A 21,828-nucleotide genomic window follows, 5' to 3' on the forward strand; every position below is an offset into this window, starting at 1 on the left:
TCCTAGAATAGATTCGCAAAAGGTGATAGTCGACTATCACTTTTATACTTACTAGTAAACAGCTTTCTCATGCGAATGTCAATTCATATGGCCCTAATTTTATGGCTGAATATAGCGTAAAAATACATCCTTCATCATCGCCAGCTGCTTGTCCGAAGTAAGCAATGTCGAAAGATTGGTATCATGCTTTGTTAGGCTTGATTTATAAGTGAATAAGCTGAAATTTTGTACCATTGTCATGATAAATAGATCCAAATCAACATCCGATCTTAACGAACCGTCTCGCTTGCCCTGTTCACTTACTGTTAATAAAATACGAGCTAATTTGCTCCGTACAGATAAGTATTCAGCATAGTCTTCAGGCGATTCTTCTGCTATTTTTTCATATAAATTAAAGGACTCGAAATATTTTGCTAAACGCAGTTGTAGATCCTTCGTTATGCCTATATAATACTCCAAAATTTGCTCGGTTTTTTCATATGCCGTCACCGGCTGCTCGACAATCTGCCCAATATCCGTGGCCATTTCATCTGTAATCGCATTCGTCGCCGCAATCATTAAATACTCTTTTTTAGGGAAATAGCGGAATAACGTTGCAATCCCAATGCCAGCAGTAGTTGCAACATCTTGCATTTGTATAGTTTGCACACCTTCTTCCAAAAATAAATCCTTTGCAATTAGGATGATGTTTTGACGACGTTGCTGTTTTTGTTGTTCTCGTTTACTCATTTTCGTCACTCCAACTGTTTTTCATGCATTGATTGTAACATGTTTATTTGGTATCAACTTGTAATCGCATCGGGGTAAGTACTAAAATTTAAGCATGATATTTTAAAGAAGTTGATAGGGTAGTGGTTCGATTATTCCCCAATATATTCAATTGGAAATATGTGAGTTTTCGTTGACGCAATAACTTCTTCGATAAATTCTTCTTGAGATTCTTTGAGGTCACTGTTAATCCAATTCAGAATAAGTCCGTAAAATCCAAAGGCAGTATAACGTTTAAAATAATCCAAGTTTACAGGGATATTGTTAATCGTTTGGAAAATGAATTGTTCTTGATAAATTTTTAAAATTGTTTGTGGGAATCTTGTATGCAATCCTGGTAAAGGCTCATCATATTTGATCAGCTCAAAAAAATTCCGGTTTTCATATATGTAAGAAATGATATTAAAAGAAGGTGTATTTAGCTTTGTTGTATAAAATTTTTGACCAGGTATATATGGCTTTCCCAATGAATTTTCTAAGCCTTTCAGCATCGATTCAAGTAAGTCTTCTGCCAATTGAATTTTATCTTGATAATGTACATAAAACGTACTGCGATTATATGAGGCGTGATTGAGGCATCCCCAAAGCGCCAAACGTTCTACAATCCACACCTCGAATTACAACTCTCTCATTATCGAGAACCACAGCAGATTCTATGGGATTCTTTAATTGTCAATCTTTACATGGTACGATAAAAAGAATATAACCAACTATGGAGAGGGGGATTTCATGTTCTTAGATCAACTAAAAAACCAGTTAAATGAAAATCAGCCCCTGTTTATAGGGGAGGAAACAGCTCTTCGTTCAGCGGTTTTAATACCACTTGTTCAAGTGGATGAAGAATGGCATATCCTTTTCGAAGTACGTTCATTCACTATGAGAAAACAGCCCGGTGATATTAGTTTTCCTGGTGGTCGAATCGACTCCACAGACCCATCCCCAATGGCTGCCGCTTTACGAGAAACGCATGAAGAATTAGGTGTCGACCCAAAGATGGTTACGATTGTAGGGACATTAAGCCCTTATGTTGCCTCATCTTCATTTGTTATTTATCCATTTGTAGCAACCATTGATTACAATCAAATTATTCATTCGTATAACAAAGAAGAAGTTGAAGAGGTATTTACAATACCCATTAAATGGCTATTGAATTATGAGCCTTATATGCATGTAGTATCCGTTGAACCAGTGCCTTTGCCAAGCTTTCCCTATGAAAAAATAATGAATGGTACGCAGTATCAATGGAGAGCTCGTTCAATGGAAGAATGGTTTTTTGATTATGAAAACTATACAATTTGGGGTTTAACGGCTAGGATTTTGAAACATTTTATAGGAATTATAAAGTGAGTGATGTTTTTAATTATGAAGGAACTACTTATTACATTGAAATAACCTCACTTTGTACCATTATGGAGAGTCTTTTCAATGTAATCACATGTTGACTATGAATCTGCCGAGGGAGTCAATTCATCTGGAAACTGCATGTAATAGTATTAAACTTCAGGTGCCTGGTTCTGATACAATTCGCGATTGCATTAGCACCTTTCATAACTTTATAAATATAGAATTGCAAAAAGGAATCGGAAACGAGTACAAATTATACTGTATTCCATTCCTATTTCAAGGAGGACTTTATGGGCTTTAAAGACGATTTTAAACGTGAGATGCGTAACATAAAGAAAGACGTAGAAAAAGAAGTACATAAAACCTGGGAGATGGATTACAAAGGGCATCGGATTGAAGTTATAAACCAGATGAAAGAAGAGTTACTTATCATTGATGGTGTAACAGTTGATCGAAATAAACGAAAATCTTTACTTTCTCATATTATCCCGTATTCCAAGTTATCAGGCATACTTGATCTGCAAGATGGCAGAAAGCATGTCATTTCCGTTAAACTCGGTGGTTATGTAAAACTTAATTGTATTGTGAAAATAGATAATGAAACGGTTTTAGACGACTCCCTGAAGTTAGATTTTCTTCCGTGGGATAATAAAGAAAAAATTGTGGCCTTTATTCAACAACAAATTCAAACGCACAACAAAATAGTAGATGATCATTTACCAGATGAAGAATATTTGTATGATGAAAATCATCCACGAATGGCTTCAGGTATGTTCGATAATGTTGCAGATGATATACCTACACCATTTTACGTGAAAAAACTACTGAAGCTTTTTGAAGAGCAGCTAAATCGTCCTTCTACCAAAACACGAAAAGGTACATATGAAAAAATCATTTTTGACAATATGGCCAACTACAGTGATGAATTCATTGAACGATTCAAGCAAGCCGAATTTGACGAATCCCGTGTACAACAAGAGGCATTATGGCTTCTAGAGCATGCAGCACATAGGGAGGTTGTAAAATTTTCAATCACCGTACTTGGATGTACGGATTGTGAAAAATATAAAGAGCTATTATTCACATTGGGTATGCATGAAGAGTTTACGCCCTATGTCCTATTTGCATTGAAAAATGGCACAATGCTGGCAAATAACCAGGTTTGGCAACTTGCTCAATCCGTTCATGGTTGGGGGAAGATTGCGGCTGTTGGCCAACTGGAAGCAACAACGCCAGAAATAAAACAATGGTTACTGACAAAGGGCTGCAGAAATAAAATTATGGATGAGTATTTAGCCTATAGTTGTGCCGTAAAAGGAGAGCTTGACGTAGCTCTATATGAAGAAACGATTTCGAAAGAGCTATATGATGGAGCAGGTCTTATCATCCAAGCCCTTCTTAATGAGCGTGCTCCAGAAAGTATCGAAGATTATCCATATGCAAGCGCGGTTCTTTCACGCTTCGTTTACCATGCACGTACTCACTGTAAAACACTTGAGGATTTTTATCCGTTAATGAAAATAAGTGAATTTTTAAATGCCGATAGTGAAGTTTGGGAAGAACGTTTTAACGATCAGTGGAAACAACAAGAGTACGCTTCCATTCAGCAAGCGATTCAACCTATTATAAATGAACCTAAATGGTCACAGCTTGTATTGGAAGCACTACAGCAAGAAAACAATATGAAAGCACTTAAAATCGCTCTCTTTTATCAAGTAGACGTTACACAGAATTTGTTTGATATGCTAGAGAAAGATCCCGAAAACAGGGAACTATATGTAGTGGTTATGGATACAAAAAATCATAAGTATATCGAAGACATCTGCATATTTGCAGAAACGCATTTATCGTTATCAAGTCTGTCAAATGAAGAACAACATTGTCTGCAATGCATTGTTCAAGATTTGTATGGGTATGAAGGAGTGGGATTACCACTGATTCAAGCTGCTCTTGCATCAGATAATGGGAGTTTGCAATACCATGCACTCAGTGTGCTAGAAAGGTGGTCTCCATCGATTTCCCAACAGCCTGCTTTGCAGAAAAGCATTAAAAATATTGCAATTACGACAAAAGATAAAGAAGACCGCCAGCTAGCAAATAGATTATTGGTAAAATAATAAAAGAGATTTATTCAGTATTCCTCGATTTCCTTGACGCTTCTTGCAATTGGTGAATTACCTTCATTCACTGTAATTTAAGGTACCTGGTTCAGATGCAATTCCGAATTGTATTAGTATCGGGTACCTTTTTGAAATTAATTCCATTTTCATAATTTCTCGCTTTTAAGACAAGCTATATAAAAGGAGAAAGGTGATTAAATGGATATTAATTATGGATTAGGTAGTTCGCAGTATGAATAAACCCTTCACACCACAGCTTGTCTATTTTGAGCCTAATGCACTTGAATATCCGCTTGGAAAAGAATTAAAGGAAAAGTTCGAGAAAATGGGGATTGAAACGCGCTTTACGACCTCACATAATCAGATTCGGGACTTGCCGGGTGATACGGACGCTCAAAAATACCGTATCGCGAAATCTACCTTGGTCGTAGGCATTCGGAAAACGTTAAAATTTGAGACGTCGAAACCATCAGCCGAATATGCAATCCCGCTTGCGACAGGGTGTATGGGGCATTGTCATTATTGTTATTTGCAAACGACGATGGGCAGCAAACCCTATATTCGAACTTACGTTAACGTGGAGGAGATTTTAGAAGCGGCTGATCGCTACATCGAAGAACGTGCGCCTGAAATTACCCGATTCGAAGCTGCGTGTACATCCGATATTGTAGGAATTGACCATTTGACACATTCATTAAAAAGAGCAATTGAACATATTGGTCAAACAGAATTAGGTAGGCTGCGTTTTGTGACGAAATTCCATTTTGTAGACCATCTATTGGATGCTAAGCATAATGGCAATACGCGATTCAGATTTAGCGTAAACGCTGATTATGTTATCAAGAACTTCGAGCCCGGCACTTCTCCTCTGGATAAAAGAATCGAGGCTGCAGGGAAAGTCGCGAGAGCTGGTTACCCACTAGGCTTTATAGTTGCTCCCATTTACCTTCATGAGGGCTGGGAGGAAGGCTACCGCTACTTGTTTGAGCGACTTGACGAGGAATTGCCGCAAGATGCAAGAGAGGATATTACTTTTGAATTCATTCAACACCGATTTACGAAGCCTGCGAAAAAAGTAATTGAAAAGAACTACCCGAAGACAAAATTGGAGTTAGATGAAGATAAAAGGCGCTACAAGTGGGGCAAGTATGGAATCGGTAAGTATATTTACCAAAAGGACGAAGAGGAAGAAATCAAATCATATTTATACGGCTACATGGAAAAGTACTTTCCGAATGCGAAGTTGGAGTATTTTACTTGAGCCACCAAAAAAGCATAAGGGCCCAGGTAAACCGAGGCTTTACGGGGATTTGTATGAAATATGGATGATATAGATTGAGTGCAACAAGAAAACAGCCACCTGATTCAGGTGGCTGTTACATGTTATTGAACTATTCCTATAAAGTCTTCGAGTGCATCCTGCCAAATGGTTACACCTTGGCTCATTGCGGAACCGCCGCCTAGAGCCGCAGCCACCCCAATTGCCTCCATCATTTCTTCCTCAGTGCCACCCGCATCCAGGCAACCCTTTGTATGATAGAGGATGCAATATTCGTTATTTGCGTGCACGCTAATGGCGAGAGCGATTAGCTGTTTGTCTTTCCGATTCAATTTGCCGTCTTCGAAACACGACTCAGTGAATGCATGAAACGCCCTAGCCACCTCCGGCAATTTTTCTGAGAAACTGCCCATTCCAACTTTGTATTCCTGTAATACGGCTTCTGAATAAGTGATTTCATCCATTTAGTACCCTCCTATTCGAAGGTAGTATTAGCGAGACGGAGGAAGGCATGCATGCATTGTTTTTAAGATAAATAAATTCCTTGCTTTTAAATTGATATAGCCTCTGCCGTGCATACTTTTAGAATATTTCACAATACTAAGTGCGCTGTAACTTATTTTATTTGTAGGAAGGGAAGAGGTATAAATGGCTAAGCGTTCTGATACAAGTTGGAAGAAGGATAATCCAAACACATTTTTAAGCAACTCTGTTCAAAAAGCGGATCGTGCAGTGAAGCAAGCCATGACGCACCCAGAAGAGATTGCAGTTGAGCATGCTTTCAATTCGATATCACGCGCTGACAAGGCTCGCTTACATGCTGAACAGCAGGATGAGCCAGCAAATTCAGTCCAGCAAAACAAAGAACAGCTAGATTTGATAAAGGGGCAATTAAACGAAGCCAATGGGATTGTGAAAGATCATTAAAATGAGGCAATCACCCCCACAGGTTCCGTAAAGCTTTTGGGGGAGAAACAGCCCTCGTTTTACGTACCTAGTTTAGTGTTTCCCTTCAAATAGGATGAAAAACAGCATGGGATAAATTACGAAAGAAACACTACAGTGACTTGCTGTAGTGTTTCTTTCGTATGAACGGAAATACCTGGCGAATAATTAGGAGTAAGTAGGGGGAGATGGGGTAATTCAGATAATAGAGTAGCTACCGAAACGCTCCATTGTTTCGGAAACAGCTAACCTTTGAAAAACGCAAAGGAGGAATAGACTAAAATGGATAAAATGCAACAGCCGATACCAACACACCCGCCCACACTCGGGCAGTATCTTTTCGACAGTCTAAAAGCGGAGGGTATTACCGAGGTTTTTGGCGTTCCAGGCGATTATAATTTTAGCCTTCTGGATACGTTGGAGCAATATGATGGAATTCGTTTCATAAATGCACGCAACGAGCTGGGGGCGGGATATGCAACTGATGGCTACGGACGACTTCGTGGCTTGTCAGCGTTCATTACAACTTTTGGTGTTGGCGAGATGAGTGCCTGCAATCCTATCGCGGGTGCGAACAGTGAATATGTGCCACTCATACATATCGTCGGAGCTCCCAAATCAATGGATCAGCAGGCGCATAAATTAGCGCACCATTCCCTACTGGACGGCGATTTTGACGTATTCCGGCAAGTGTCTACGCATCTGTGCGCCTATACAGCAATCGTGACGCCGGAAAATGCCGAACAGGAGATTTCAGCAGCAATCCGCATAGCTAAACAAAAACGCAAGCCGGTCTATTTGATGGTAGCTATGGATTTGGTCACGAAGCCCATCGTTCAGCGGGGTGTTCCGGAAGTCACTAAAGTCACGACATATAAACCAGCGCTTGAGGCTGCGATTCAGCATATAACGAGATTGTTGAACGGTACGAACAATGTAGTTCTTTTATCGGATATGCTGTCGCTCCGCTATGGACTTAGAGATAGCGTTCACCAGCTGGCATCGAATTTTAACGTACCGGCTGCTTCGCTTATGATGGGCAAGAGTAGCTTCGACGAACAGCACCCGAATTATATCGGTGTGTATGGCGGATCATTAGGAAGTGAACAGGTCAGAACAATCGTTGAAAGCGCGGACTGTGTGATTGCGATTGGCATGATTTGGAACGACACGAATTCCGCGAAGGAAACGGCAATGCTTCATCGTCTTCGTCTCATCGACATTCAGCCTGAGTTTGTACGGGTCGGAGAATCCATGTACGAGCAGGTGATGGCGGCAGATCTCGTCGCTGCCTTAAACACGTGCGGGTGGACCCAAAGCGGGGCTTTACCTCAAGTTTCCTTCCCTTATGATGAACTATCTGGTGAGCCGGAGCAGCCAATTCGAGTAGCATCTTATTATCCACGCTTCCAGCGGATGTTGAAGGACAAAGACATTGTTGTGGTTGAGACTGGAACCTTTGGGTATGGGATGTCACAAGTGCGACTGCCGGCAGGAGCCGAATATATTAGCCAGCAAGGTTGGCAGAGCATCGGTTATGCAACACCAGCTGCATTCGGGGCATGCATCGCGGAACCGGACAGACGTGTGCTGCTGTTTACTGGGGAAGGTTCGCTGCAGGTGACGGTTCAAGAAATCAGTACGATGCTGGATAATGGCTGCCGACCCATTCTGTTCATCCTCAATAACAGCGGCTACACAATTGAAAAATACTTAAATATCAAGACGTCTAACCAGCAGTATAACGAGATTCCAAACTGGCATTATACGCAGCTAGCTGAAGCCTTTGGCGGAAAGGCATTCACGGTTGAAGTGCGCACAAACCAAGAGTTGGATGAGGCAATTTCCGCAGCGGAACAAGCGCAAACGAGCCAGCTGTGCATGATTGAAATGATTGTCACTGACTCGATGGATGCACCGGATTATTTAATCCGGCTTCGCAAGCATTTAGAAGAACAGGAACGTCTGAAAGAGTAGCTGTATGCTGGTACTTCAAATAAGGAATTGCATTGAGCGCACTTCTCGGAGTGCGCTTTAATGTTTATTAGACTACGAGAACGTTACCCGCAACACAACAATGCATAAACCTAAGTGAAAACATGGGGAAATAAGTAATCCCAATTACTTTTCCAATCGATTTACAACTACCGGCAGAAAAACCCCTCAACTGGCACGTCGTAATCCATAAATGCCTCGCTGAATAAAGCCTTGCCGATGAGTTCGCGCAAGACACCTGAATAATAGCCGGGCAAATTCCGGACTTTTTTCTGTTTCGTTGTTTGAACCGCAATACGAAGGGCTTGCATGGCCAATTGCTCGAAAAGCTCCCCCTTGTCTTCGTGAATGCTGAACTTTAGCATTTGCAGGGACTGTTTCCGGTAGACGCCGTAAAAATTACGTGCTAATTTACTTTCTCCGATTGTTGAAGAAAGAAGAGATTTCATCTTGCCGAAAAGTGTAGTAGGCACAATTTCCGTAGGAGACGTTCTTTTAAGGTCTTTAGGTTTTATCGCTTTAGAAAGAGAAGCTTCGGTTTGTAGATTAGCGGGTTCAAACTTACTGCTAGAAGGCTTTTCGTCATTCTCTGGGGTGTTCAATTTCGACTGGTCATTAGTAGGTTTAATGACATAAATGTTAGCGCCTAGACCGCTCATAACAGGGCGGATATAGTGAATGCGTTCGATGATTTCGAGCTTTTCTAATTTACGGATGGCGCGTCGTACAGTTGCGTTGGATTTCTTGATAGCCTTTTCGATTGTTTCGTGTTTCAAATGTGCAGCACCGTATTTAACGGAGTAACGACGAATCATATCGAGAACAGCCCGCTCTGTTTGATTCATGTCGTTCCAATTCGTGAGTACGTGTTGTCTTGTCGCTGCGTCTAAATCGTGTTTGTTTGTGAAGTGTGCGTATTCCGTTAGGTAAGTTGTCATAAAGAATATCCCCTTTATTCTTTATATAGAAGGGAATTGAGGTTTAGGGGACAATGTTGTGAAAAAAGTTTTTGTGATTTTATCAGAAGAGCGCAAGCAAATTTAAACTTGTTTGCCTGGACTCATCTATTCAGTCAAAATAGTGAGATCTGGATGTAAATCGTTTTTTACTAAATTGGATTAAAGTCTGCCATGATTGTTGAGCGTTCTACAATCGTAGTGATGTTCATTTGAAAATTATATTCTGAATAGAAAAAAGGACTGAATGGCACATTGGCCATTCAGTCCTTTTATAAGCTCAGCGCTTAGTGGTTTTGCTATTAACCATCTGTGCCGGCATCAGTATCCGTACCTTCGTCAGTATCTACGTCCACATCCGTATCTGCATCGGTATCTGTACCATCGTCAGTATCTACATCCACATCCGCATCTGTACCATCGTCAGTATCTACATCCACATTTGTATCTGTACCATCATTAGGATCAACATCTTCTACAGGGTTATTAACATCCACGTCGACGTCGTCTTCACCGTCGCCGCACGCTGCAAGCATCCCGACAGACAGGATTGTTGCTGCACCAAGTTTCAACCATTTCTTTTCTCCTGTGAGTTTCAAAGCCATTATAATCTCCTCCAAAATTTTGTCTAGTTGTATAAGTGAAGCATGTCCTTGTTATACCCCGATTTTAATCTCTTAATCATGTGGAAGACGTCGCCGTATCATTCGAAGTTGATTGTGGTTCTACCATCATCAAAAACATTGCTATAATAAGGGAGTATCAAATGCTGAATCAAAGCATTGACGCTCTTTTTAAGTTTATAATGTGAGTTTTACATTCGACATGACAGATTATACTAGTTGGGGAGTTGAAATAGAGATGAATAAGAAGGACATTGCAGCGATTCGCAAGCAATTTAAGTTGGATACGGATTTACTGAAAATCACTGACATTTACAAAGTGTATATTAAGCAGGAGAGCAGTGATTTCTATCATGAGGAAAGCCAGCCATTTGCCCTATTGGACAGAGAGCAACAGGAGTTGTTTCTGACCAACTTTAAAAAAGTGTTAGGTGGAAAACTGGGTTTGAAATTATTTGAGGTGAAGTTTCAAGAGCAAGCGGAGGAGCAAACGGACCATACGCAACTGCTTTTATATGAGGGTCTCCATACGAATGAAGTAGAAGAGTGGAAAACGAATATGGAAAGCATCGCCCGAAAGATGGTGCAAGACGCTCAATATGAAAAGGACGTCGTAGTGACTTTTATTCGTGGTAATTATTATAAACCGACGAAAAGGAATCATGATGAAGAGGAAGTCGCAAAGCAGGATGAAGTGTACAAGAACCCATTCATTCTTTGCAGCATGAATCAGACTGAACTGCCGAAACGGTCACTTATATTTGATTTCAATGAGAAGGAATTTAAGTCGCGTGACATGCTTGATCCGATTATCAATTTAACTTCTCCAATTGGTGGATTTGTGTTCCCTTGCTTTACTGACAATGCGGCAGACGTCAATCACATCTTGTATGCTGCTGGCAAAGCGAATAAGCCAGATTACCACTTCATCGAGAATGTGCTAGACGGCGAAGAGATTATGACTGCAGAGGATGATAAAGCCGTCTTTGAAGAAATCGTAAAAGAAGTGGCTGGTAATGAGATGAATACAAAAACCCTTGCCAGTGTATACGATGAATTAAACAGTATGTTGCTTGTGGAAAACGAGGAAGAAGATGAAAGCCTTTCTACTTTGGATACTAAAGAAGTGGAGCGTGTGCTGAAGGCAAGTGGAGTGAAAGATGTGAGCACGGAAAAAGTGGAAAGGGCATTTCAGAAAGTAATCGAAGACAAAACATATGAAATGAAGGCAAGCCACATCCTTCCAAGTTACGCATCCAAGTCCATCAAGATTGAAACGAAAGTAGCAAATATTGCTATTAGCCCGCAAGACTTGAGGTATGTGAGGCAGGTCACTGTTAATGGAAAACGTTGCATATTGATTGAGGTGGAAGAAGACACGATAATTGAAGGGTTTACGCTACTTGAAGAAGAATTGTTGGAGTAGACAAGACAATAACCTCATTTTGATGCGCTATGGTAGCCTTATCATAAGTAGGTGAGGTCTCTTATTTGAGAAAAATACTAGTACTATCAAATTTCAGGTACCCCTCATTCAAAGGAGTTGTCAATTATGCATATCCGTTGTACGAAAAAACTTTTAGTTGAACTCAAAGTCGAACCTGAATCAGTTACCGAGGACAATCCACTTTTCTCTTGGCATGCAAATTTAATCACGGTTAATCGTAGGAAAGCGGTTGTGTTAGTGAATGATCATAATCGTTATGCCGTTGTGTTGTACGGACTGAAAGCAAAAGACTTTAAAAGGTTCAACGAGATTGCCTTGCAAGGAATCCGCGAAACATTTCAGGTAGAAGGGATATCGGACAAGGTGATTGACCAGTATTTACTTCATACTGGTGAAGTTTCCATTACAAAGACAAAGAATCGGACTTCTGTGGCAAGGATGAATAAGGCTTGTGATAATGTATACTTTTTTGATGAGTTATGGGATGTAGATTCTATTTTCCAGCCGGACATGGGTATCAAGATTAGTCGCATGTTAGTCGGAGACGGAAAGAACAGTTATTTTCTACCGCATGAAGAGATGTATAAAGATCTCAACCTTTTTGCTGGCCAATCAACTTTTGAAGCGAAAGCCGCAGTCCTGAAAGTTACACTTAGGTTCGAAAATCGTCAAGTATGGCGGCGACTTGTGGTCCCTGTAAATAAAACATTTAACCAATTACACCAAATTATACAGACGGCCTTTGGATGGCAAGATTACCATCTTCATGACTTTTTTGTTTATGGTAAGGCGGACAATACGGGGAATCACATCACTGAAGGGCATAATGAAAAAATCCAAAAACCAATCATCAATCTTGTTTGCACCGAAGAGGCTTTTGATTATCCAGGGCAAGTAAACATGAAGCTTGAAAAAGACGTGAAGCTATCGGAATATATTCCTGCATACGAGAAGCTGACATACAATTATGATTTTGGTGATGACTGGAACCATGATATCGAAGTAGAAAGCATTATAGAGAACTATGAGTCCAACTATTCTGTTTGCTTGGAAGGTGAAGGGAATACACCACCAGAAGATGTAGGCGGTGAGTATGGTTATGAAGAATTTCTCAAGATTCTTGCTGATCACGACCACCCTGAGTATGAGCATATGGTTAATTGGGGACGGATGCAGCGTTATGAGGATTTTGCTATTGACTCTATAAATAGAGGGTTGAAGGGACTTTAATCGACTAAGGCAGAAGTCTCCTTCCTCAACGCGAAGCGTAGGTGGGAGATGAATGCTTGCCGAATTTATGGAAATGTTGCTTTATAAATTAGAAGACTGAATGATTCTATCCACTCGATTTACTATCCTATCGCCAATAAAACCCCTCCACTGGCACATGAACCTCCTGAAAACAGCACTAAACAAAGCCTTCCCAATGAGTTCAAGAAGCACTAGATACGTTTTTTCTTTGTTATTTTACCCCCGCGATTCCGTATCATTGAACGAGTTTTGATGGAGAATTGCGAGTAATTACCCGCTTAGTTCCGTCTTGATTGCGTAATAAATTAAATTTAACATATTGAAACTCCTCAGTCTTCAAGTTCGAATGAAAAGATTCAATCACCGCATTGTCCCAACAGTTTCCTCTACGCGGCATACTGCAGACAAGGTCGCGCATATGACGTGTAAATACTTCCTTGATCTGAATCCACAATCACACCTTCAGCTAATTTGTTGTATAGAAAAAGCACCTACAATAAATTCGTTTTCTTCAGCTGTATAAATCCATCCTTTGATCGATGCGCTATTTTGTAGTTCACTAATATTCATTATTAATTAGAATAGCAGATAATAAAAAAATAATAATGGAGGAAGAACAAAAAAATTATTAAAGTAAAAAAGATTTAAGTAACAGAGGGCAATGCTGAGTAAATGGGTGATCGTTTTGCAGGTCATCGTGCCAACAGAGTCAAACCAGCACCTTCTTATATTATCGATAGCCGTCAAGAGCTTTATCATATGCGTAGTCAAAAAAAGTATTTTGATGCGTCAGTAACTTGAAAGGTAGAACATAACGCCCGATTTATAGAAGTTATTAAATAGGGCGTTTCTGCTTATGCTTTTGTTCTTAGAGTGCCCTGCACCTATCAAAATGGTAATCATCATTTTTTACTGTGACCTGTTTTGGATCAATAGGTCCTTTGACAGTTGAGACATTTTCAATATTCATGTAATATGTACTCATAAATGATAATGATAATCATTATCATTTATGAGTATGATGTGTAGCTATTAGTCTATTGTTATCCTGTAAATTCTTAATTTTCTTTTTAATTAACAGGAAGGTGTATCATATGTCAGCAACAAATTTGTTTCCATTTACTTCTTATATGAGTCTTTCTAATTAGGAAGACTAATTTTTTTGGCGGTAAATGATAATAGTTATCATTCACTAGTGAAAGGCTCTATGAAAGGATGGTAAATTACATGCAACAGGTTGCTAAACAGATTGCAGAAAATGCAACGTTTCAGGCGTTTATGAATTGTTATATACGAGAAGTGAGTAGCGGACACTGGGTCAAAAAGGAGGAGTGGATAAAAGAACAGCGACTATCTATCCTGATTACAGAGGCACATATGTTAGAGCTTGAGTTGCCGATGCAAAACACCCGTTTTGCATTTGGTGTGGAATACAAATCTCTTGTTGGAAGACATACATTTGGTGTCGCGTTGAAGTATTGTACGAAACAAAAACAATGGCTTCTTGAAGATAAATTAACGATACTCATCACGCTCATTCAAGAACTACATTTAATGGCTAAGGCAGATGGATGTTCTGAACTTTCTTCCTGTTTTGATGAACTCATTCTTCGCATAATTGAGAGCTATCAAACGATGGCAAATTATATTGAAAAGAGTTTGGAAGATAAGAAACCAAATGGAGCTAACGATACGTTTATTGAAGCTGAGCAGTCTCTCTTATTTGGACATTGGCTTCATCCGACACCTAAAAGCAGACAAGGGATGGCAAATTGGCAACAAACGAGTTTTGCTCCAGAGCTACAAGGTTCTTTCCAGCTTCACTATTTTCGTGTCGACCGTAAAATTGTGAAAGAGTCCTCTGTATTAGAAAGAAGTGCGAGTGAACTCATTTCTCAGTCTTTAACAAAATCACAACCTGATTTTGTTAAGTCAGAGAAGGATTGCCTCATTCCGATGCACCCGCTTCAAGCACAGTGGCTCTTACAGCAACAGTATGTAAAAAAAGCAATTGCCGAAGGATTGATAAAATACGAAGGTGCGCTTGGAGCATTTTATACAGCAACCTCTTCGATAAGAACGGTATATAGCTCAAATGAGGAAATGATGTATAAGTTTTCAATTCCAGTCAAAATAACGAATTCATTGAGGGTAAATCGAACTCATGAACTAAAAGCGGGAATTGTTATGGCTCGGTTAATGAATAAGATTGATTTCTTACAGAACCATTCATCTTTTCAGATGATTGATGACCCAGCCTATATGACTGTAGAGTTTCCAAATCAGACGGAATCAGGGTTTGAAGTTATTTTTCGCTCAAACATATTTCCTAAAGGACATGATGAAGGAATCTGCATGATCGCTGCTCTTGTTCAAGAGCCTCTGCCAAAAGAAAAATCGAGACTGTGTCAGCTCATCATGAAACTCTCTCAATCAGAATTCCGCTCATTAGAAAGTGTAAGTTTAGATTGGTTTAAAGCCTATTGGAAATGTGCTATTGAATCATTATTAAGGTTATACGATGAGTATGGTATAGCTCTCGAAGCACATCAGCAAAATAGTGTGTTAAACATTTCTTCAGGTTATCCAACTACTTATTATTATCGTGATAACCAAGGATATTACTTATCAAAAACGTATAAAGAAGAACTTCTTTCAATAGAGCCTTCTCTACATGAAACAGAAGAGCTATTTTACGAAGATGCCCTTATTCATGATAGATTTGCCTATTATTTGTTTATGAATCAATTATTTCCCGTTATTTCCCGATTTGGAGCAGATCGGCTAGTCGATGAAAAAATTCTTTTGAAGTGGTCTATCGATCAACTGCACTTATTAGAAAAAGAATTTACAGGTCACGGGAAGGCATTTGTTCGTAACATTCTAAAACAAGAAAATCTTGCGTTCAAAGCAAATTTATTAACAAGGTTTCATGATGTAGATGAACTAGAAGCCGAGCTTGAACAAGCGGTATACACGAAAATTCCAAATCCGTTTGTGCTTCAGTATGAGGAGGCAGAATATGCAGCAGCTACAGCCTTTAGCTTCTAAACAAGGAGAGCTACGTGTAAGACGGCAGCTTGTGGAAGCAATGATTTTTGAAGGATTAATCAAATATGAAGAAACTCGTCTAGATAAATGGACTTCAATCCTTACTCTTGTTGGACAGAAGTACACCTATCGTTGTGAAGGCCGAAGAATGGCATTTGATCGCATCCGAATAAAGGGAGATAGCATTTTTCAAGTAGGAAGGGATGAAACGTTACTAGAGGCGACGCTTGAGGATCTAGTAGATGAATTACTTTCGACTCTTAGTGACAAAGCTCGATTACTGAAAGAACTTTATTTAACGAGTAAGCTTTGTGAATGGAATGATCGTCATCTCCAAATGCCAATGTCGAGAAGAAATTCGAGTTATGAAGAATTAGAATCAGAAATCATTGAAGGACATCCATATCACCCTTGTTATAAATCAAGAACTGGTTTTACAATCGACGACCATAAAGACTACGGCCCTGAGGCAAAGCAATCATTTACCCTCCAATGGGTTGCGGTGAGACGAAGCTACGTACGAATCACTGTTCTTGAAGAGGAAGAGAGTTTTTGGAAAAGGGAGCTAGGGCATTTGATGTGGGAAGGCCTTCTTGCAAAGCTTGCAGTATTCAATGGAACATATGAAGAATATACGTTTTTACCGGTTCATCCTTGGCAGTGGCATAACCTGAAACATGAACTAGCTGAATTAATTGAGCAAAAAGATCTAATTCCTCTAGAAGTGAAAGGAGATTACTATCGGGCATCCCAATCGGTGCGAACATTATGGAATTTTTCAAATCCTGAAAAGGCGCAATTAAAATGCTCGATGAATATGGTGAATACCTCTTCATTACGAAATTTGCATTCTCATGCTGTTTGTGCCGCTCCTCATATTTCAACATGGCTTAAACAGGTGATTCAATTAGACTCCTATTTACAAAAGGAAGCGTCTCTTATTGTACTGGAAGAATATGCAGGGATTATTTTTGAACCGAGTGCAAAAGAGCATAGCAAAAAATTAGAAGGTCAGCTTGGCTCGATATGGCGAGAAAGTGTGCGCTCGTATATGAAGGATGATGAAGAAGCGGTACCATTTACGGTGCTAATGATGATGGAGAAAGATGGGCGTCCGTTTATAGATGATTGGCTTTTCCGATATGGAACGGAGAAGTGGGTAAAACGCTTGATCGAAGTGAGTGTTATTCCTGTGTGGCACTTGCTTGTCGCTCACGGTATTGCTGTTGAGGCCCATGCGCAAAATATGATTTTATTACATCAAAATGGCTGGCCGACTCGGGTTGTACTGAGGGATTTCCATGACAGTATCGAATATACTGAAGAATTTATTGCGGACAGAAGCCTCATTCCAGACTTTGAAACGATACACGAACGTTTTAAAGATGCACCTGTCGATCATTATTATTGGATGTCTTCTGTAGAGGCTTTACGAGAGTTAGTGATGGATACATTATTCGTGTTTCATTTAAGTGAACTATCTAATTTGCTAGAAGAGCAGTATGGATTTGCAGAAACATGTTTTTGGAGTCAAGTTAGGGACGGAATACAAAAGCACTTTGAACGGTTTCCATCATTATGCTCAAGAAATGAACAGCTTCAGCATACTAACATACATATTTATGTTGAATCTTTGTTAACAAAAAAACTTCGAAATCAAGAAGAAGGTAACTTTCGACATATCGTCAGCAATACATTGGCGCAAGCGAATAAGAAGGGGAAATGATGATGTTTTATGTCAATGATCAATTTTATACAGTAGAAGATATCGAGAAGCAATATGAAATATACGAAAGCTTATCTCATCTAAGAGAGTGTAATAATCGCAGACTAGCAATTTGTACGGATGATACTTTCCAATATATGGCTCTTTGTTTATATATTCGCCAAAAAGGTGGATCAGTCGTCCCAATCCATTCAGCGACGCCAAAAGAGGGAGCTGTGCGGCTTGCTTCTTCAGCAGGTAGTCATCTTTTGTTGTTCCAATCGATCGATTCTTTCATCGAACTATCAAATCATTCCAATAACCAAGAAGGAGTATTAATTCAAATGAGTTCAGGTACAACAGGAGCTCCGAAATGTATTGAACGAACGTGGAGTTCAGTGGAAGAAGAGATTGAAAGCTATGTGAAGACATTACCTGTCGATTCCTTGACAAATTCTGTTGTCGCTTGTCCAGTTACTCATTCTTATGGATTCATTTGTGGTGTCTTGGCCTGCATAAGAAGGGGAGCAAAGCCGGTTATTATTACGAATAGTAATCCTAAATATATTCTGAAAAAGCTAAAAGAATATCCTAAGCACATACTCTATGCGGCTCCAGCGTTACTTTATACATTAAGTCGATTATTGCCTATTGATCAACAATTTGATCGTGTGATGACGTCAGGAACTGTGATGCCGCATAGTTGGTTGACATTATTAAGAGAGAAATCTCGCCAAGTATTACAGCAGTATGGATGTTCTGAATCCGGGTGTGTTGCGATTCACCCTAATATGGAGGATCCGAAAGAAATGGGCTATCCCCTTCCTCATGTGAAGGTGACAGCTGGTGACAAACAAACACCGAGCGAAATTATCATTGAATTGTCTTCACAAACGATTTATACAAAAGATCTTGGCTATATAGAAGATAATGTTCTTTCTTTTCTTGCAAGAATGGATGACACGATTAATGTAGCAGGCTTGAATGTGTATCCGCTAGAAGTTGAAACTGTGTTAATGGATGACCCAAGAATAGTCGAAGCGGTCGTCTATAAGAAACAAAACAACCTATCAGGAGAGCGAGTATGCGCACAATACGTATCTACTGAACCAATCGATAATATGGAACTTAGAGAATGGTGTCGGAAATTTCTCGCTCCACATCAAATTCCGATGGAGTTTGTATTTGTTCATGAAATTGAAAAACTGCCAAATGGAAAGGTAAGTAGAAAAAAACTTGGAGGCATACCAGTATGACGAGACAACAATTAATCAAGGGCATCTATGACATTATGGAAAATTCATTAGAGTTGCAGACACTGTCTTCTTTTAGTGAAGATGCTCGGTTAAATGAGGATTTGTATATGGATTCAATTATGGTCCTTCAACTGATTCTTCATTTAGAGTTGGATCTTGGCATTTCCATTCCCGATGAGATTCTCGTTCCTAAAGATTTCAAAACAGTAGGAACACTAGCAAGCTTTCTAGAAAAACAGCAAAAAGTACAATAATCGGAGGGGAAAAATGATAAAAGTACATTGTTTTGTAAGCTGTGTTTGTGAAGTTATTAAGAAAACGAAAGGCGTTGATCATAGGCCCTACTATTTTGGGGTATGGGATGCAGATTTTGATGTGCTCGATAATGGAGTGCTAACATATCACTCAGATCGAATTGATCATCATTTCTTTCAAACATGGTATGAAATGCTCTATGGAATCAAGCTTTACAAATGGTATGACGAAGAACAATCAAAACAAGAAAATATAAACAAGCTGCTAAGGTTATTAGAAAATAAATCTCCACATCAACATGTGATGGTGATGCTGGATTTATCGATGCTTCCAGAGCGAGAGAATAAATTTCATCAACGTCCATTTCCACATTATGTGATGCTAGAATCGACAGAAAATGAAGCAGAGTGGTTTATGTATGATCCTGATTTTCGCTGGGAAGGGATTTTGCCGAAGGAGAGGATTATAGGTGCAATCCAAGAGCCAACTGTCGGTGGTGGCTATTACTTTGATTCAGAGACAATTATTGCTCCAACTACAGAGGCGGTTGAAGCCTATTTTAATACATGTATAAAGCTTCATTGTAATCCGGTGACAGACGCAATTACCGAGATTATTAAAGAGTATACCGTAGGAAAAGAAAAAGAAAGTATGTCAAAACTTCCAACTGCATTAAAACAATTGCCGGTTTTAGCGATTAGAAAGTATGCATATGAACATGCATTCGCCTATTTTTGGGAAGCTCTTGGACGCGATGAGGAAGGCTTTGAAACTTGGTGTGATGAAATTGAGCGTCTAGTGAATGGTTATACTACGATTCACTATCGAGCGATGAAACTTGCGATGACGCAAGATTTGTTATTAGCTGAAGATATTTTTGCGAAGTTAGAAGAACAAAATCTCCTTGAGTTCAAGATTAAGCAAGGATTACAAGATTGTTTTCAAGCATGGTTGACATTACAGCACAGGAAAGAGGTTGTACTATGAAACTATCTATCTGTACGATCTCGTTTCGGCACCATCTCCACTCGATTGATCAATTAGCTCACTTTGCAAAAACTCAAGGTTTTCAAGGAATCGAGCTCTGGGGTGTTCATGCAAAGAACTTGGCAGATGAACTTCATTATGGAGCAGATTGGCTAAGCTCCTACGGTTTGGAAACAAGCATGCTTAGTGATTATTTGCCATTAGAAGCACCAATTTCTGAGATGATGGCTGAAACAGAAAAGTTATCTTCACTTGCAAAGCGCTGGGGAACGAATAAGATTCGTACATTTGTAGGAAAACAGGGCAGTTCAGACACGAGTAAGAAAGAAAGGAAAGAACTGATTTCCAGGCTCAGAATGCTCTGTGATTATCTTGAGTCAAAAGGACAAGATTTGCTTGTTGAAACTCATCCGAACACATTGACAGATAATCTACCTTCAACGATGCAGTTACTCGAAGAAACGAATCACTCAAGCCTACGAGTGAACTTTGACGTTTTGCATATATGGGAATCAGGGATAAACCCTATTGTCGCCATGAAGCAACTTCGTCCTTATATCTCACATTTCCACTTTAAAAATATTGCCTCACGTGCACAACTTGGTGTTTTTTCTCCAAACAATGTTTATGCTGCATCAGGGTCTAGAGAAGGGATGGTCCCATTGTTTGAAGGTGCAATTGATTATGATGAATTCCTAGCAGGAGTACTATCACTGAAGGAGGTAGATGCGTCATTGGAATGGTTCGGATCAAATGTGAAGAGCGTATTAGCAAAAGATGTTCAGGAGGTTAAGAAGGCGTTGCAGTTGGTGCAAGTATAACGTAAGTTTGTTTAAAACATATATGAGAATCGCTTGATTCAATCTAAATTTAGTTTTTGGTACCTATGTAAGAAATATTCATGAATGTTTGCTAAAAAGATCCCTTTTGTTGAGATTAACAAAAGGGATTAGGAGTCTAACGAGATAATAGATGGATGGTCTTTTGCGTAATATGGAAGTTTATCTAACAAACTCTGTGTAGACAGTTACATATAAAGCAACGTTGTCCGATTTTGTGGCAGGGTTGCTTTATAAATTAGAAGAATGAATGATTCTATCCACTCGATTTATCATCTCTATCCTATCGCCAATAACCCCTCGATATATGGTACTCCAGAAAAATAACACTAAGCAAAGCCTTCCCAAAGAGTTCGAAAAGCACAAGGTACGTTTTTTCTTTGTTATTTTAGCCCCGCGATTCCGTGTCATTGAACGAGTTTTGATGGAGAATTGCGAGTAATTGTTCGGCCATATAATCCGGTGAATATAAGAATTCGCTGTCTATCCAAACAGTAATCATCCCCCAAATTGCGTATGCCTGGTAATTGGCTAACATCTTGATGTTGATATTTGTGTGTATGGTTCTATTGGATATGTCTTGAAGGACAAGTTGTGATAATTCGTTGCATATACGGGCTTGTAGACCTGTTAATATATTTGACTTTCCTAGTAATGTATAAAAATTGGCGTTAGTAGCCACGTGTTCGAATATTTTAATGGCTGAAGCAGTAAGCTTGCTGACTTCGAAAACAGTCAGACTTTCATAAGGTGCACGGTATGATGTGATTAAATCCTTCATGACTTCATCGATTATTTCTTCCAACAGTTCTTCTTTGTCTGGGTAGTGTTTGTAAAATGTTCCCCGATTAAGATCGGCAAGTTGGACAATATCTGTAATTGAAATATGTTTGAAGTCTTTTGATTGCATTAAGGTTAAAAGCGCGTTTTTTAGTGCTACTTTTGATTTTCGAATTCTTCTATCCACGCTTGGTGGTGTAGTAGACATTAGTAAACCCCCTCATTTT

The 21,828-nt window shown here is 39.4% G+C and carries 19 protein-coding genes and 1 pseudogene; 13 read left to right on the forward strand and 7 right to left on the reverse strand.

What is annotated here, in order from left to right; genetic code table 11:
• Positions 1 to 99: 99 nt before the first annotated feature.
• Both H7992_RS00720 and H7992_RS00725 read right to left on the reverse strand, forming a co-directional pair.
• Entirely contained in the window at positions 100 to 729 is a 630-nt protein-coding gene (locus H7992_RS00720; protein WP_187046390.1) for a TetR/AcrR family transcriptional regulator, read from the reverse strand.
• A 131-nt stretch (positions 730 to 860) separates the two neighbouring features.
• Positions 861 to 1,379, reverse strand: coding sequence for a TetR-like C-terminal domain-containing protein (locus tag H7992_RS00725; RefSeq protein ID WP_255428548.1), 519 nt, complete (start codon positions 1,377 to 1,379; stop codon positions 861 to 863).
• Positions 1,380 to 1,497: 118 nt separating this feature from the next.
• On the opposite strand from H7992_RS00725, the gene H7992_RS00730 reads away from it, so the two are divergent.
• The 3 genes from H7992_RS00730 (at position 1,498) to splB (ending at position 5,493) form a co-directional block, all read left to right on the forward strand.
• Positions 1,498 to 2,115, forward strand: coding sequence for an NUDIX hydrolase (locus tag H7992_RS00730; protein WP_187046391.1), 618 nt, complete (start codon positions 1,498 to 1,500; stop codon positions 2,113 to 2,115).
• A gap of 287 nt (positions 2,116 to 2,402) precedes the next feature.
• A complete protein-coding gene (locus H7992_RS00735; RefSeq protein WP_187046392.1) occupies positions 2,403 to 4,229 on the forward strand; it encodes a hypothetical protein in 1,827 nt (608 codons plus the stop codon).
• A 235-nt stretch (positions 4,230 to 4,464) separates the two neighbouring features.
• The gene (splB, locus tag H7992_RS00740) at positions 4,465 to 5,493 is read left to right on the forward strand and encodes a spore photoproduct lyase (protein WP_187046393.1); all 1,029 of its coding nucleotides are present in this window, start codon (positions 4,465 to 4,467) and stop codon (positions 5,491 to 5,493) included.
• 122 nt (positions 5,494 to 5,615) lie between these two features.
• Here the strand turns inward: splB and H7992_RS00745 are convergent, their stop codons facing one another.
• The gene (locus H7992_RS00745) at positions 5,616 to 5,975 is read right to left on the reverse strand and encodes a carboxymuconolactone decarboxylase family protein (RefSeq protein ID WP_187046394.1); all 360 of its coding nucleotides are present in this window, start codon (positions 5,973 to 5,975) and stop codon (positions 5,616 to 5,618) included.
• Positions 5,976 to 6,159: 184 nt separating this feature from the next.
• Here H7992_RS00745 and H7992_RS00750 point away from each other — a divergent pair, with 184 nt between their 5' ends.
• Together H7992_RS00750 and H7992_RS00755 are read left to right on the forward strand one after the other, a co-directional pair.
• Complete coding sequence (locus H7992_RS00750; protein WP_187046395.1) at positions 6,160 to 6,438, forward strand: hypothetical protein; 279 nt, start codon at positions 6,160 to 6,162, stop codon at positions 6,436 to 6,438.
• Between the two features lie 300 nt (positions 6,439 to 6,738).
• Positions 6,739 to 8,433 (forward strand): alpha-keto acid decarboxylase family protein, encoded by a 1,695-nt coding sequence (locus tag H7992_RS00755; protein WP_187046396.1) that lies wholly within the window; start codon positions 6,739 to 6,741, stop codon positions 8,431 to 8,433.
• 167 nt (positions 8,434 to 8,600) lie between these two features.
• On the opposite strand, the gene H7992_RS00760 is transcribed toward H7992_RS00755, so the two are convergent.
• Together H7992_RS00760 and H7992_RS00765 are read right to left on the reverse strand one after the other, a co-directional pair.
• On the reverse strand, positions 8,601 to 9,389 hold the full coding sequence (locus H7992_RS00760) for a helix-turn-helix domain-containing protein (protein ID WP_187046397.1): 789 nt from the start codon (positions 9,387 to 9,389) through the stop codon (positions 8,601 to 8,603).
• Positions 9,390 to 9,709: 320 nt separating this feature from the next.
• Positions 9,710 to 10,012 carry a hypothetical protein gene (locus tag H7992_RS00765; RefSeq protein WP_187046398.1) on the reverse strand — a complete coding sequence of 101 codons (303 nt, stop codon included), beginning with the start codon at positions 10,010 to 10,012 and terminating at the stop codon, positions 9,710 to 9,712.
• A gap of 256 nt (positions 10,013 to 10,268) precedes the next feature.
• Between H7992_RS00765 and H7992_RS00770 the strand changes: the two genes are divergently transcribed.
• Together H7992_RS00770 and H7992_RS00775 are read left to right on the forward strand one after the other, a co-directional pair.
• On the forward strand, positions 10,269 to 11,456 hold the full coding sequence (locus H7992_RS00770) for a DUF4317 domain-containing protein (RefSeq protein WP_187046399.1): 1,188 nt from the start codon (positions 10,269 to 10,271) through the stop codon (positions 11,454 to 11,456).
• A 126-nt stretch (positions 11,457 to 11,582) separates the two neighbouring features.
• Entirely contained in the window at positions 11,583 to 12,707 is a 1,125-nt protein-coding gene (locus tag H7992_RS00775) for a plasmid pRiA4b ORF-3 family protein (RefSeq protein ID WP_187046400.1), read from the forward strand.
• A gap of 340 nt (positions 12,708 to 13,047) precedes the next feature.
• Here the strand turns inward: H7992_RS00775 and H7992_RS00780 are convergent.
• Positions 13,048 to 13,201, reverse strand: a pseudogene (locus H7992_RS00780) (IS3 family transposase); the annotation flags it as partial.
• A gap of 754 nt (positions 13,202 to 13,955) precedes the next feature.
• Between H7992_RS00780 and H7992_RS00785 the strand changes: the two are divergent.
• Genes H7992_RS00785 through H7992_RS00810 form a run of 6 tightly spaced genes read left to right on the forward strand, consistent with a single transcriptional unit; the run spans position 13,956 to position 20,803 of the window.
• Complete coding sequence (locus tag H7992_RS00785) at positions 13,956 to 15,779, forward strand: IucA/IucC family protein (protein WP_187046401.1); 1,824 nt, start codon at positions 13,956 to 13,958, stop codon at positions 15,777 to 15,779.
• Positions 15,751 to 17,505: an IucA/IucC family protein gene (locus tag H7992_RS00790; RefSeq protein WP_187046402.1), complete on the forward strand. Its 1,755-nt coding sequence runs from the start codon at positions 15,751 to 15,753 to the stop codon at positions 17,503 to 17,505. The genes H7992_RS00785 and H7992_RS00790 overlap by 29 nt, the downstream gene beginning before the upstream one ends.
• On the forward strand, positions 17,502 to 18,740 hold the full coding sequence (locus tag H7992_RS00795; RefSeq protein WP_255428549.1) for an AMP-binding protein: 1,239 nt from the start codon (positions 17,502 to 17,504) through the stop codon (positions 18,738 to 18,740). The genes H7992_RS00790 and H7992_RS00795 overlap by 4 nt, the downstream gene beginning before the upstream one ends.
• Positions 18,737 to 18,994 carry a petrobactin biosynthesis protein AsbD gene (asbD, locus tag H7992_RS00800; RefSeq protein WP_187046403.1) on the forward strand — a complete coding sequence of 86 codons (258 nt, stop codon included), beginning with the start codon at positions 18,737 to 18,739 and terminating at the stop codon, positions 18,992 to 18,994. The genes H7992_RS00795 and asbD overlap by 4 nt, the downstream gene beginning before the upstream one ends.
• 13 nt (positions 18,995 to 19,007) lie before the next feature.
• The gene (locus H7992_RS00805; protein ID WP_187046404.1) at positions 19,008 to 19,982 is read left to right on the forward strand and encodes a DUF6005 family protein; all 975 of its coding nucleotides are present in this window, start codon (positions 19,008 to 19,010) and stop codon (positions 19,980 to 19,982) included.
• A complete protein-coding gene (locus tag H7992_RS00810) occupies positions 19,979 to 20,803 on the forward strand; it encodes a sugar phosphate isomerase/epimerase family protein (RefSeq protein ID WP_187046405.1) in 825 nt (274 codons plus the stop codon). Before H7992_RS00805 ends, H7992_RS00810 begins: the two co-directional genes overlap by 4 nt.
• Positions 20,804 to 21,209: 406 nt before the next feature.
• Here H7992_RS00810 and H7992_RS00815 read toward each other — a convergent pair whose 3' ends face one another.
• Complete coding sequence (locus H7992_RS00815; protein ID WP_187046406.1) at positions 21,210 to 21,809, reverse strand: TetR/AcrR family transcriptional regulator; 600 nt, start codon at positions 21,807 to 21,809, stop codon at positions 21,210 to 21,212.
• Positions 21,810 to 21,828: the final 19 nt, after the last annotated feature.

The sequence above is a fragment of the Sporosarcina sp. resist genome (assembly GCF_014302295.1).
In the GTDB taxonomy this organism is placed as follows: domain Bacteria; phylum Bacillota; class Bacilli; order Bacillales_A; family Planococcaceae; genus Sporosarcina; species Sporosarcina psychrophila.